11 protein-coding genes are annotated in these 13,701 nt (G+C 58.5%); 4 read left to right on the forward strand and 7 right to left on the reverse strand.

Features of this window, described 5'->3' with window-relative positions; all coding sequences use genetic code 11:
• Positions 1-6: 6 nt before the first annotated feature.
• Together IB245_RS08945 and IB245_RS08950 are read right to left on the reverse strand one after the other, a co-directional pair.
• A complete protein-coding gene (locus IB245_RS08945; RefSeq protein WP_192227333.1) occupies positions 7-2,232 on the reverse strand; it encodes an NADP-dependent isocitrate dehydrogenase in 2,226 nt (741 codons plus the stop codon).
• 268 nt (positions 2,233-2,500) lie between these two features.
• The gene (locus tag IB245_RS08950; RefSeq protein WP_032829130.1) at positions 2,501-2,728 is read right to left on the reverse strand and encodes a hypothetical protein; all 228 of its coding nucleotides are present in this window, start codon (positions 2,726-2,728) and stop codon (positions 2,501-2,503) included.
• Here IB245_RS08950 and icd point away from each other — a divergent pair.
• The gene (gene icd / locus IB245_RS08955; protein WP_008033986.1) at positions 2,727-3,983 is read left to right on the forward strand and encodes an NADP-dependent isocitrate dehydrogenase; all 1,257 of its coding nucleotides are present in this window, start codon (positions 2,727-2,729) and stop codon (positions 3,981-3,983) included. The two genes, IB245_RS08950 and icd, sit on opposite strands and share 2 nt — an antisense overlap.
• 77 nt (positions 3,984-4,060) lie before the next feature.
• Here the strand turns inward: icd and IB245_RS08960 are convergent, their stop codons facing one another.
• Positions 4,061-4,342 carry a cold shock domain-containing protein gene (locus IB245_RS08960; protein ID WP_192227334.1) on the reverse strand — a complete coding sequence of 94 codons (282 nt, stop codon included), beginning with the start codon at positions 4,340-4,342 and terminating at the stop codon, positions 4,061-4,063.
• Positions 4,343-4,567: 225 nt separating this feature from the next.
• Between IB245_RS08960 and clpS the strand changes: the two genes are divergently transcribed.
• Entirely contained in the window at positions 4,568-4,930 is a 363-nt protein-coding gene (gene clpS / locus IB245_RS08965; protein WP_015094394.1) for an ATP-dependent Clp protease adapter ClpS, read from the forward strand.
• Between the two features lie 30 nt (positions 4,931-4,960).
• Entirely contained in the window at positions 4,961-7,231 is a 2,271-nt protein-coding gene (clpA, locus tag IB245_RS08970) for an ATP-dependent Clp protease ATP-binding subunit ClpA (RefSeq protein WP_008033994.1), read from the forward strand.
• Positions 7,232-8,161: 930 nt separating this feature from the next.
• Here clpA and infA read toward each other — a convergent pair.
• From infA to trxB, 4 genes are all read right to left on the reverse strand, one after another.
• Positions 8,162-8,380, reverse strand: a complete 219-nt coding sequence (infA, locus tag IB245_RS08975) for a translation initiation factor IF-1 (protein WP_002553999.1) — start codon at positions 8,378-8,380, stop codon at positions 8,162-8,164.
• Between the two features lie 100 nt (positions 8,381-8,480).
• Entirely contained in the window at positions 8,481-9,188 is a 708-nt protein-coding gene (locus tag IB245_RS08980) for an arginyltransferase (RefSeq protein ID WP_008029519.1), read from the reverse strand.
• A gap of 56 nt (positions 9,189-9,244) precedes the next feature.
• Complete coding sequence (gene aat / locus IB245_RS08985; protein WP_192227335.1) at positions 9,245-9,925, reverse strand: leucyl/phenylalanyl-tRNA--protein transferase; 681 nt, start codon at positions 9,923-9,925, stop codon at positions 9,245-9,247.
• A 64-nt stretch (positions 9,926-9,989) separates the two neighbouring features.
• Complete coding sequence (trxB, locus tag IB245_RS08990; RefSeq protein WP_008029514.1) at positions 9,990-10,949, reverse strand: thioredoxin-disulfide reductase; 960 nt, start codon at positions 10,947-10,949, stop codon at positions 9,990-9,992.
• 295 nt (positions 10,950-11,244) lie between these two features.
• On the opposite strand from trxB, the gene IB245_RS08995 reads away from it, so the two are divergent.
• A complete protein-coding gene (locus tag IB245_RS08995; protein ID WP_192227336.1) occupies positions 11,245-13,653 on the forward strand; it encodes a DNA translocase FtsK in 2,409 nt (802 codons plus the stop codon).
• The last annotated feature ends 48 nt before the right edge of the window (positions 13,654-13,701 follow it).

Genomic DNA, 13,701 nt, shown 5'->3' on the forward strand with positions numbered 1-13,701 from the left:
ACAACCTTAAACCAGTGCAGCGATCGCGGCGTTGAAAGTGTTGCTTGGGCGCATGGCCTTGCTGATCAGCTCGGCATTGGCGTGGTAGTAACCGCCGATGTCCACTGGCTTGCCCTGAACGGCGTTGAGCTCGGCAACGATGGTCGCCTCGTTCTCGGTCAGGGTTTTTGCCAGCTCGCCGAACTGCGCTTGCAGTGCAGCGTCTTCAGTCTGGGCGGCCAGGGCCTGAGCCCAGTACAGCGCCAGGTAGAAGTGGCTGCCGCGGTTGTCGATGTTGCCGACTTTACGCGATGGCGACTTGTTGTTGTCCAGGAACTGGCCGGTGGCCTGGTCCAGGGTCTTGGCCAGAACCAGCGCCTTAGGGTTGTTGTAAGTAACGCCCAGATGCTCAAGGGAAGCGGCCAGTGCGAGGAACTCGCCCAGGGAATCCCAGCGCAGGAAGTTCTCTTCCAGCAGCTGCTGAACGTGCTTCGGTGCCGAACCGCCGGCGCCGGTTTCGAACAGGCCGCCGCCGTTCATCAGCGGAACGATCGACAGCATCTTGGCGCTGGTGCCCAGTTCCATGATCGGGAACAGGTCGGTCAGGTAGTCGCGCAGTACGTTACCGGTCACCGAGATGGTGTCCTTGCCTTCGCGGGTGCGGCCCAGGGTGAAGGCCATCGCGTCGACTGGCGACATGATGCGGATGTCCAGGCCGGAGGTGTCGTGATCCTTCAGGTAAGCCTGAACTTTCTCGATCACTACGCCATCGTGAGCGCGCATTGGGTCCAGCCAGAAGATCGCTGGGGTGCTGCTTGCGCGAGCACGGTTGACGGCCAGTTTGACCCAGTCCTGGATCGGCGCGTCTTTGGTCTGGCACATGCGGAAGATGTCGCCGGCTTCAACCGACTGCTCCAGCAACAAGGCGCCTTTGCTGTCCGTCACGCGGACAACACCGTTGGTCTTGATCTGGAAAGTCTTGTCGTGCGAGCCGTACTCTTCGGCTTTTTTCGCCATCAGGCCAACGTTTGGCACGCTGCCCATGGTGGTCGGATCGAAAGCGCCGTGCAGCTTGCAGTCTTCGATAACGGCCTGGTAGATGGTGGCGTAGCAGCGATCCGGGATCACAGCCTTGGTGTCGTGCAACTGACCGTCAGTGCCCCACATTTTGCCGGAGTCACGGATCATCGCCGGCATCGAGGCGTCGACGATTACGTCGCTCGGCACGTGCAGGTTGGTGATGCCTTTGTCGGAGTTGACCATGGCCAACGACGGACGAACGGCGTAGACCGCCTGGATGTCCGCTTCGATCTGCGCTTGTTGCTCGGCAGGCAAAGCCTTGATGCGAGCGTACAGGTCGCCGATGCCGTTGTTCAGGTTGAAGCCGATCTGTGCCAGCACGTCAGCGTGCTTGGCCAGTGCGTCTTTATAGAACTCGGCAACGATCTGGCCGAACATGATCGGGTCGGAGACCTTCATCATGGTGGCTTTCAGGTGAACCGACAGCAGCACGCCCTTGGCTTTGGCGTCTTCGATCTCGGCAGCGATGAAGCTGCGCAGAGCGTTTTTGCTCATGACCGCGCAATCGAGGATCTCGCCGGCTTGCACGGTGGTCTTTTCTTTCAGGACGGTGGTGGTGCCGTCTTGAGCGATCAGTTCGATTTTGACGGCGTCAGCGGCGTCGATCAGGGCAGCTTTTTCGCTGCCGTAGAAATCGCCGGTGCTCATGTGCGCGACGTGGGACTTGGAGTCCGCAGCCCAGGCGCCCATTTTGTGCGGGTGCTTGCGAGCGTAGTTCTTGACCGACAGCGGGGCACGACGATCGGAGTTGCCTTCGCGCAGAACCGGGTTCACGGCGCTGCCCTTGATCTTGTCGTAGCGCGACTTGGCTTCTTTGTCGGCGTCGCTGGTCACGGTTTCCGGGTAGTCCGGCAGTGCGAAGCCCTGGGCTTGCAGCTCTTTGATCGCGGCCTGCAGTTGCGGAACCGAGGCACTGATGTTCGGCAGCTTGATGATGTTGGCTTCTGGCGTAACGGCCAGGTCGCCCAGTTCGGCGAGGTGGTCGGCTACGGCTTTGTCACCCAATTGCTCGGGGAAGCTGGCCAGGATGCGCCCTGCAAGAGAGATATCGCGGGTTTCAACGGCGATATCAGCCGAAGCGGTGAACGCTTCTACGATAGGCAACAGTGAATAGGTGGCGAGGGCTGGGGCTTCGTCGGTGAAGGTATAGATGATCTTCGAGCGGGTGGGCATATTCGGATTAACTCTCTCTTCTTTGCTAAAGCGTGCGCAGAAACTCGAGGGGCGCCGGGTAAGCGCGTTCGTTCAAAGTCATCCATGAGCCGAATGTCGAGATTTGTGCGCGGTGATGTTGGGTGCATCAGTCGAGCGTCAAGCGGGTGGACTGCGGTAACAGTCCTGCTTTTTCGGGTCCAAAGTCTCGTGCTAGAGAGGTCGGCCGTCGTGACTCTGTGGTCAGCGGGCGGCATTATACATAGGTAGCTGGCAATCTGCCGATGGTTCATACGTAACGATTGTCGTCCATTGGTCTAAAGGTCGCAGGGGAGTGCAGGGCGTAGAGTCGTTGGCCGTGCTTGAGTTTGGCGCTTTTCCCTTTGCTTTCAGGCTTGTAGAACACGAACTGCGCAGCTTTGCAGTCGATCGGCAGAACATAGGGTTTGCGCGCCGATTTAACTGGGGTACGCTCGGACGAAGCCAGATGTTCAATCCAAACAATGGAGTTCAGCATGGGATACAAGAAGATTCAGGTTCCAGCAGTCGGCGACAAAATCACCGTCAACGCGGACCATTCTCTCAATGTTCCTAACAACCCGATCATCCCCTTCATCGAAGGCGATGGTATTGGCGTTGATATCAGCCCGGTCATGATCAAGGTTGTCGATGCTGCTGTTAAGAAGGCTTACGGCGGCGAGCGCAAAATTTCCTGGATGGAAGTCTACGCCGGGGAGAAAGCGACTCAGGTTTACGATCAGGACACCTGGCTGCCTCAGGAAACCCTGGACGCAGTCAAGGATTACGTGGTTTCCATCAAGGGCCCTCTGACCACGCCGGTCGGCGGCGGCATTCGTTCCCTGAACGTGGCCCTGCGTCAGCAACTCGACCTGTACGTTTGCCTGCGCCCGGTGCGCTGGTTCGAAGGCGTGCCTAGCCCGGTCAAGAAGCCAGGCGACGTCGACATGACCATCTTCCGCGAAAACTCGGAAGACATTTATGCCGGTATCGAGTGGAAGGCCGGTTCGCCGGAAGCGACCAAGGTCATCAAGTTCCTCAAAGAAGAAATGGGCGTCACCAAGATCCGTTTCGACGAAAACTGCGGTATCGGCGTCAAGCCGGTGTCCCTGCAAGGCACCAAGCGTCTGGCGCGCAAGGCTCTGCAGTACGTGGTCGACAACGACCGCGACTCGCTGACTATCGTGCACAAAGGCAACATCATGAAGTTCACCGAAGGTGCCTTCAAGGAATGGGCCTACGAAGTGGCGGCTGAAGAGTTCGGCGCGACCCTGCTCGATGGCGGTCCGTGGATGCAGTTCAAGAACCCGAAAACCGGCAAGAACGTCATCGTCAAGGATGCCATCGCCGACGCCATGCTCCAGCAGATCCTGCTGCGCCCGGCCGAATACGATGTGATCGCGACCCTGAACCTGAACGGCGACTACCTCTCCGACGCCCTGGCGGCGGAAGTGGGCGGTATCGGTATCGCACCGGGTGCCAACCTGTCCGACACCATCGCCATGTTCGAAGCGACCCACGGTACTGCGCCGAAGTACGCCGGCAAGGACCAGGTCAACCCGGGTTCGCTGATTCTTTCCGCCGAGATGATGCTGCGTCATCTGGGCTGGACCGAAGCGGCCGACCTGATCATCAAGGGTACCAACGGCGCGATTTCCGCGAAGACCGTGACCTATGACTTCGAACGTCTGATGGACGGCGCGAAGCTGGTGTCGTCTTCCGGGTTTGGCGATGCACTGATTTCGCACATGTAAGAAAAAGCAGCTGTAAAAAACCGCCCGGCTCGAGTGATCGATCCGGGCGGTTTTTTCTGGCAGGTGTTTTGGTCGCTTCAGCTGGTTACCGATTGGTGCTCAGCAGCGGCCGAAGCAGCATCTTTTGCTGCTTCGACGGCAGAAATCTTCACGGCATGCAGGCCTTTGGGGCCTTGCACAATGTCGAATTTGACGGCTTGCCCGGCCTTGAGGGTTTTGTATCCGTCCATATCAATGGCGGAATAATGGGCAAAGAAATCGATCTCTTTACCGTCCTCGTCCTTCCCTTCGCGGGCGTCGGTGTTGATGAAACCGAATCCCTTGGCATTGTTGAACCATTTCACCTTACCGACAGCCATGCTCATATCCCTCTGCAACAGACTCCATCACTGGAGTATCATCCAGTACATCCGCAGTCGAATCCTGTAAATAAGATTGACTCCGCGGACCTTTTTTACCCACTGTGGGCTCTATTGGTTGTAACACCGTTTTGCCGATAGTCAAGGTGACCCGGCAGTCGGTATTGAAATCGTTCATAACCGTCCCCACTACTGTATTCGCACAACTGACGAACCTTTCTTTCCATGCATGCAATCAGCCAGATTCGACTAACATTCAATCAGGATCGCCCTGATTTACACGACGACGATTCCGCAGGCATTGCTGTTCAGGAGGCCAAGCCTGCTTTACAGGCGCCGCCGATGTACAAGGTGGTTTTGTTTAATGATGACTACACACCGATGGATTTCGTCGTCGAAGTGCTCGAGGTGTTTTTTAACCTGAATCGCGAGCTGGCGACCAAGGTCATGCTGGCCGTCCACACAGAAGGACGGGCAGTATGTGGAGTGTTTACCCGCGACATTGCCGAGACCAAGGCCATGCAGGTCAACCAGTACGCCAGGGAAAGCCAGCATCCGCTACTCTGTGAAATCGAGAAGGACGGTTAATCGCCGACCACTTGGGTATGAGGTGAAGCTATGTTAAACCGCGAGCTCGAAGTCACCCTCAATCTTGCCTTCAAGGAGGCCCGTTCGAAGCGTCATGAATTCATGACCGTCGAACATCTTCTGCTGGCCTTATTGGACAATGAGGCTGCCGCCACCGTTTTGCGTGCCTGCGGCGCCAACCTCGACAAACTCAAGCATGATCTGCAGGAGTTCATCGACTCCACCACGCCGTTGATCCCTATTCATGATGAGGATCGCGAGACCCAACCTACCCTGGGCTTCCAGCGTGTTCTGCAGCGTGCTGTTTTCCACGTACAGAGCTCGGGCAAACGCGAAGTGACTGGCGCCAACGTGCTGGTTGCGATCTTCAGTGAGCAAGAAAGTCAGGCAGTGTTCCTGCTGAAACAGCAGAGCGTTGCACGCATTGATGTCGTCAACTACATCGCACACGGCATTTCCAAAGTGCCGGGGCATGGCGATCACTCTGAAGGTGAGCAAGATATGCAGGACGACGAGGGCGGTGAGTCTTCTTCTTCAGGCAATCCTCTGGATGCTTATGCCAGTAACCTCAACGAACTCGCGCGCCAGGGTCGTATCGATCCGTTGGTAGGTCGTGAGCTCGAAGTCGAGCGTGTCGCGCAGATCCTCGCGCGTCGACGCAAAAACAACCCGCTGTTGGTGGGCGAGGCGGGCGTGGGTAAAACCGCGATTGCCGAAGGCCTGGCCAAGCGTATTGTCGACAACCAGGTACCGGACCTTCTGGCCAACAGCGTGGTGTATTCCCTCGATCTGGGCGCCTTGCTGGCCGGGACCAAATACCGCGGCGATTTCGAGAAACGCTTCAAGGCGTTGCTCAATGAGCTGAAAAAACGTCCGCAGGCGATCCTGTTCATCGACGAAATTCACACCATCATCGGTGCGGGTGCCGCGTCCGGTGGCGTCATGGATGCCTCGAACCTGCTCAAGCCGCTGCTGTCGTCCGGTGACATCCGTTGCATCGGTTCGACCACCTTCCAGGAATTTCGCGGCATCTTCGAGAAGGACCGTGCCCTGGCGCGACGCTTCCAGAAAGTCGATGTATCGGAACCGTCGGTGGAAGACACCATCGGCATCCTGCGTGGCCTGAAAGGGCGTTTCGAGCTCCATCACAATATCGAATACAGTGATGAAGCCCTGCGCGCCGCTGCCGAACTGGCCTCGCGTTACATCAATGACCGGCACATGCCGGACAAGGCCATCGACGTGATCGACGAGGCGGGCGCCTACCAGCGTCTGCAGCCGATCGAGAAACGCGTGAAACGCATCGAAGTGCCTCAGGTCGAGGACATCGTCGCGAAAATCGCGCGGATTCCGCCAAAACACGTCACCAGCTCCGACAAAGAGCTGCTGCGTAACCTTGAGCGTGACCTGAAGCTGACGGTGTTTGGTCAGGATGCCGCAATCGACTCGCTGTCGACTGCGATCAAACTGTCCCGTGCCGGCCTCAAGTCGCCTGACAAGCCTGTCGGTTCGTTCCTGTTCGCAGGCCCGACCGGTGTCGGTAAAACCGAAGCGGCGCGTCAGTTGGCCAAGGCGTTGGGTATCGAGCTGGTTCGTTTCGACATGTCCGAGTACATGGAGCGTCACACCGTATCGCGTCTGATCGGTGCACCTCCTGGCTACGTCGGGTTTGATCAGGGCGGTCTGCTGACCGAAGCCATCACCAAACAGCCTCATTGCGTGCTGTTGCTCGATGAAATCGAGAAGGCGCATCCGGAAGTCTTCAACTTGCTGTTGCAGGTCATGGACCACGGTACGCTGACCGATAACAACGGGCGCAAGGCGGACTTCCGTAACGTGATCGTCATCATGACGACCAACGCCGGTGCCGAAACCGCAGCGCGTGCTTCGATCGGTTTCACCCATCAGGACCACTCGTCCGATGCGATGGAAGTGATCAAGAAGAGCTTCACGCCGGAGTTCCGCAACCGTCTGGACACCATTATCCAGTTTGGTCGCCTCAGTCATGAGGTCATCAAAAGCGTGGTGGACAAGTTCCTTACCGAGCTTCAGGCGCAGTTGGAAGACAAGCGTGTGCAGCTGGAAGTGACCGACGCGGCGCGCAGCTGGCTGGCGGCAGGTGGCTACGACTCGGCAATGGGTGCTCGGCCGATGGCGCGTTTGATTCAGGACAAGATCAAGCGTCCGCTGGCGGAAGAGATTCTCTTTGGCGAGCTGGCTGACCATGGTGGCGTGGTGCATATCGATCTGAAGGACGGCGAGCTGACCTTCGAGTTTGAAACCACGGCTGAAATGGCCTGACGGTTGTTGATCTGTTGTAAAGCGAAAGGCGCCTTCGGGCGCCTTTTTTGTTGTCTGCTTGGTTTGGGTACATTTCCATTCTTGCGGTAACGGCCGCTAATGGTTTCGCCCTTACGGCGAGTCACTTGGAAGAGCCCCAAGTAACCAAGGGCTCTTGCCCCTTTCGTTCGGTGCCTCGCCTAGGCTCGGCATGCCCTCGCTCCGGTCCTGCTCCATGGGCCCGCCGCCATCGGCCATCCCTGGCCGGGGGCGGCTAACCCGGCATCCATGCCGGGTTGCCCACTGCGCAGAACCTCCACTCGGCCTCTCGAGGGGGCGTGTACCTCAAGATCAAAAGCTGAAGGCGAGCTAACGCTCGGCCTGATGAGTGGTGAAAATCAAAATCAAAAGCAAACGCCGATCCCTGTAGGAGCCGGCTTGCTGGCGATAGCGGTGAGTCAGTCGACGCATGTATTGGCTGGACGGACGCCATCGCCAGCAAGCCGGCTCCTACAGGGGGAATGTGCAAACATTCAGAACTGGTGCAGCCACCACAGTGCGCAAGTGTGCGCACGACCGATGAGCCAGGTCGGCTTTCAGGCCGCCTCGGCGGCTGTGGCGGTAGTCGCCCCCTCGAGAGGCCGAGTGGAGGTTCTGCGCAGTGGGCAACCCGGCATGGATGCCGGGTTAGCCGCCCCCGGCCATGGATGGCCGATGGCGGCGTGCCCACGGAGCAGGACCGGAGCGAGGGTATGGCGAGCCTTAGCGAGCCACCGAACGAAAGGGGCAAGAGCGCTTGGTTACTTGGCGCTTCTCCAAGTGACCCGCTGTAAAAGCGGAACCAATATCAGCCATCACCAAAAAAATGGATATACACACCACACCACACCACACCAAATCGCAGACAAACAAAAACGCCCGGCAAAAGCCGGGCGTCTTGTATTGACTTGATTAGCGAGCGCGGTAAGTGATGCGCCCTTTGCTCAAGTCATAGGGCGTCAGCTCGACGCGCACTTTGTCACCGGTAAGAATACGAATGTAGTTCTTGCGCATCTTGCCGGAGATATGCGCGGTTACGACGTGCCCATTTTCCAACTCCACGCGAAACATGGTGTTGGGCAGGGTGTCGACGACAGTGCCTTCCATTTCGAAGCTGTCTTCTTTCGACATGCAGTAAAGCCCTCGGTGTCCAATGAATGGCCCGGTGCAACTGCGCCAGGCAAAAGCGGCGTGCATTGTGCCCGAAAAATGGGGTTTAAGCCAAGGGGTTCTAGTTCAGGATGACCCAGCGCTGATTAATCAACAGTTCGATCGGGCGATATTGGGTCTTGTAGCTCATTTTTTTGCAGTTCTTGATCCAGTATCCGAGGTAGACCGCCTCAAGCCCCAGGCGCTGGGCCTCGGCGATTTGCCAGAGAATCGCATAGCGCCCCAGGCTGCGGCGTTCTTCAGAGGGTTCGTAGAAGGTGTAGACCGCCGACAGACCGTTCGGCAGCAAGTCAGTGACCGCCACCGCCAACAGCTGGCCCTCCAGGCGAAATTCGTAGAAACGCGAAAATGGCAGGTCACGCACCAGGAAGGTCGAGAACTGATCACGACTCGGCGGGTACATGTCGCCATCGGCATGGCGCTGTTCGATGTAGCGCTGATACAGGTCGAAGTATTCTTCGCTGAACTTCGGCTTGGTCGGACGCACCTGCACGTCGGCATTGCGCTTGAAAATGCGTTTCTGCTGACGATTCGGCGAAAATTGCGCTACCGGAATGCGCGCAGGCACGCACGCATTGCAATTCTGGCAATGTGGCCGATAAAGATGATCGCCGCTGCGACGAAAACCCATTTCAGACAGGTCTGCATAGACATGCACATCCATGGGCTGGCTAGGGTCGAGGAACAGCGTTGTGGCCTGCTCCTCGGGCAGATAACTGCAAGAGTGGGGCTGAGTGGCATAAAACTTCAAACGCGCCAACTCGGTCATGATCAACCCTCGGTATAAGCTTTGAATTAAGTGTAAGCCACGCGCGCGAAAGTCGCTCAGCAAACCCAGGTGGCACGGCTGGGTTGGTCCAGATGCTGCGCAAGATAGCGGGCAAACTCGCGACGAGGAATGGCGCGGGCGCCCAGGCTGTGCAAATGATCGGTGGGCATCTGGCAGTCGATCAGCACGAAACCCGAGTCTTTCAGATGTTTGACCAGGGTGGCAAAGCCGAATTTGGAGGCGTTGTCGGCGCGGCTGAACATGGATTCGCCGAAGAACAACTGCCCCATCGCCAGGCCATAGAGCCCGCCGACCAGTTCACCCTGATCCCAGACCTCCACCGAATGCGCGTAGCCCCGCTGGTGCAGCGCCAGGTAGGCGTTCTGCATCGCTTCGGTGATCCAGGTTCCGTCGGCATAATCGCGCGGTGCAGCGCACGCGCGAATGACCGCAGCAAAATCCTGATCAAAGGTCACTTGATAGCGTTGCTGACGCAGCAGCTTGCTGAGGCTGCGCGAAACATGCAGTTCGTCGGGAAACAGCACGGTACGCGGATCCGGCGACCACCAGAGAATCGGCTGGCCTTCCGAAAACCACGGAAAGCAGCCATGGCGATAGGCCTGAATCAGACGATCGGCGGACAGATCGCCGCCCGCAGCCAGCAATCCGTTGGGATCGCGCATGGCTTTTTCCAGCGGCGGGAAGGTCAGGGTGTTGCGTTGTAACCAAGTCAGCATGGCATTCGGGCTTACAGAAGGGGAGGGCAGTGGTGGGCGTTTGGGCCCACCGTGAAGTTTGCCGTCAAACGGCCGGAATGTCGTCGAGGTATTTCTCGGCGTCGAGTGCGGCCATGCAGCCGGCGCCGGCGGAAGTGACGGCCTGGCGATAAACATGGTCGGCCACATCGCCTGCGGCGAACACGCCGGGGATCTCGGTGGCGGTGGCATCGCCTTCGCTGCCGCCTCTGATCAGCAGATAACCGTCACGCATTTTCAGCTGGCCTTCAAACAGTCCGGTATTGGGCTTGTGGCCAATGGCGATGAACACGCCGGCCACCGACAGCTCGCTGGTTTCGCCGCTGTGGCTTTCGCGCAGGCGGGCGCCGGTTACGCCGCTGGCATCGCCCAGCACTTCATCGAGATTCTGGTTCCAGTGCAAACGGATATTACCGTTGGCGGCTTTTTCGAAGAGTTTGTCCTGAAGGATTTTCTCCGAGCGCAACTTGTCGCGTCGGTGGATCAAGTGGACTTCCTTGGCGATGTTAGACAAATACAACGCTTCTTCAACAGCGGTATTGCCGCCACCGACTACGGCGACCACCTGATTGCGGTAGAAGAAGCCGTCGCACGTTGCACAGGCTGAAACCCCTCTGCCGGCGAAGGCCTCTTCCGAGGGCAGGCCCAAGTACTGCGCCGAAGCGCCGGTGGCAATAATCAGTGCGTCGCACGTATAAGTGCCGCCGTCGCCGATAAGTTCGAACGGGCGCTGTTGCAACTTGGCTGTGTGGATGTGGTCGTAAACGATCTCTGTGTCAAAGCGCTCGGCGTGTTTTTGCATGCGTTCCATCAGTACCGGGCCGGTCAGGCCTTCGACGTCACCGGGCCAGTTGTCGACTTCGACGGTGGTGGTGAGCTGGCCACCTGCCTGTATGCCGGTAATGACCACAGGTTTGAGGTTGGCGCGGGCGGCATAAACCGCTGCGCTGTAACCGGCAGGGCCGGAACCCAGAATGATCAGGCGGCAATGCTTGGATTCGCTCATAAAACACCTCATAAGCCTTTGTCACGAAAGAGAATGCGTGCTCAAATTGAATCGCAATCGGTGCGCCGTTAGCTATGCTGATCCATGGCCTGCCAGCATGGCATCGTACGAACAAACCCGTACAATGCGTGCCGGTCACTTGAATATTCAGTGTGCCCCGTGTTTATAAAAACCGGAGTGCAGTGTTAAAAGTAGTCCCAGTTGCGCCGGTTAACTTTTTTACCTGCCTGGATTGGGCAGTTTTTTATAGTCATTCAACAGATGGACGCGCCATAGGCGCAGGAAAAGAAGCGTTTTGAAGAAATCCACCGCAGCACCTAAACCAGCCGTCGTTCCGCTCTGGCGCCAGCATTTGCACTACCGGCTCAAGGAAGGTGCATTGATCGCCATCGGCGGCCTGTGCCTGTTCCTGATGATGGCCTTGTTGACTTACGGCAAGGACGATCCGGGCTGGAGCCATAACAGCAAGATCGACGATGTTCAGAACTTTGGCGGACCGGTCGGCTCCTACAGTGCCGACATCCTGTTCATGGTGCTGGGTTACTTCGCCTACATTTTCCCGCTGTTGCTGGCGGTCAAGACCTACCAGATCTTCCGTCAACGCCACGAGCCGTGGCAGTGGAGCGGCTGGCTGTTTTCCTGGCGCCTGATCGGCCTGGTGTTCCTGGTGCTGTCGGGCGCGGCCCTGGCCCACATCCATTTCCATGCACCGACCGGTCTGCCGGCCGGCGCGGGCGGGGCGTTGGGCGAAAGCCTTGGCGATCTGGCCCGCAATGCGCTGAATATCCAGGGCAGCACCTTGCTGTTCATCGCGTTGTTCCTGTTCGGCCTGACGGTGTTCACCGACCTGTCGTGGTTCAAGGTGATGGACGTTACCGGCAAGATCACCCTCGACCTGTTCGAGGTGTTCCAGGGCGCGGCCAACCGCTGGTGGGCCGCCCGTGTCGAGCGCAAGCAGCTGGTTGCGCAGTTGCGTGAAGTCGATGATCGCGTGCATGAGGTGGTCGCACCGACCGTTACCGACAAGCGCGAGCAAGCCAAGGTCAAGGAGCGCCTGATCGAGCGTGAGCAAGCCCTGAGCAAACACATGTCGGACCGCGAGAAGCAGGTCCCGCCGGTGATTGCCCCCGCGCCGCCGAAACCCGCCGCGCCAAGCCAGCGCGTGGAAAAAGAGAAACAGGCGCCGCTGTTCGTCGACAGCGCCGTCGAAGGCACCTTGCCGCCGATCTCGATTCTCGATCCTGCGGAAAAGAAACAACTCAATTATTCCCCGGAGTCGCTGGCGGCCGTCGGCCACTTGTTGGAAATCAAGCTCAAGGAATTCGGCGTCGAAGTCTCGGTGGATTCGATCCACCCGGGCCCGGTGATTACCCGTTACGAAATCCAGCCTGCCGCCGGGGTCAAGGTCAGCCGCATCGCCAACCTGGCGAAAGACCTGGCGCGTTCCCTGGCCGTGACCAGTGTGCGGGTGGTGGAAGTGATTCCGGGCAAGACCACCGTCGGTATCGAGATTCCCAACGAAGACCGGCAGATCGTGCGCTTCTCCGAAGTGCTGTCGACGCCTGAGTACGACAACTTCAAATCCCCGGTCACCCTGGCCCTGGGTCATGACATCGGCGGCAAGCCGGTCATCACCGACCTCGCCAAAATGCCGCACTTGCTGGTGGCTGGTACTACCGGTTCCGGTAAGTCGGTGGGTGTGAACGCGATGATTCTGTCGATCCTGTTCAAGTCTGGCCCGGAAGACGCCAAGCTGATCATGATCGACCCGAAAATGCTTGAACTGTCGATCTACGAAGGCATTCCGCACCTGCTGTGCCCGGTCGTGACCGACATGAAGGACGCGGCCAACGCCCTGCGCTGGAGCGTGGCGGAGATGGAGCGTCGCTACAAACTGATGGCGAAGATGGGCGTGCGAAACCTGTCCGGCTTCAACGCCAAGGTCAAGGAAGCCCAGGACGCCGGCACGCCGCTGACCGATCCGCTGTACAAGCGCGAAAGCATTCACGACGAAGCGCCGCTGCTGACCAAGCTGCCGACCATTGTCGTGGTGGTCGACGAATTCGCCGACATGATGATGATCGTCGGCAAGAAGGTTGAAGAGCTGATCGCCCGTATCGCCCAGAAGGCCCGTGCCGCCGGTATCCACTTGATCCTCGCGACCCAGCGTCCGTCGGTTGACGTGATCACCGGTCTGATCAAGGCGAACATCCCGACGCGCATGGCGTTCCAGGTGTCGAGCAAGATCGACTCGCGGACCATCATCGACCAGGGTGGTGCCGAGCAGCTGCTGGGCCACGGTGACATGCTCTACATGCCACCGGGCACCAGCCTGCCGATTCGTGTGCATGGCGCGTTCGTTTCCGATGACGAGGTTCACCGGGTGGTGGAAGCCTGGAAACTGCGCGGTGCGCCTGAATACAACGACGACATCCTCGCCGGTGTTGAAGAGGCCGGTAGCGGCTTTGAGAATGGCGGTGGCGGCGGTGATGACGATGCTGAAACCGATGCGCTGTACGACGAAGCGGTGCAGTTCGTGCTGGAAAGCCGTCGCGCGTCCATCTCTGCGGTTCAGCGCAAGCTGAAGATCGGCTACAACCGCGCCGCACGCATGATCGAAGCCATGGAAATGGCCGGGGTCGTGACGTCCATGAACACCAACGGTTCGCGTGAAGTCCTGGCGCCTGGCCCGGTGCGCGACTGATTTGATTTGCAAGGATGGTGCGGTGACGCACCGTCCGAACTCCCACGA

It is taken from the genome of Pseudomonas sp. PDM02 (assembly GCF_014852285.1).
In the GTDB taxonomy this organism is placed as follows: domain Bacteria; phylum Pseudomonadota; class Gammaproteobacteria; order Pseudomonadales; family Pseudomonadaceae; genus Aquipseudomonas; species Aquipseudomonas migulae.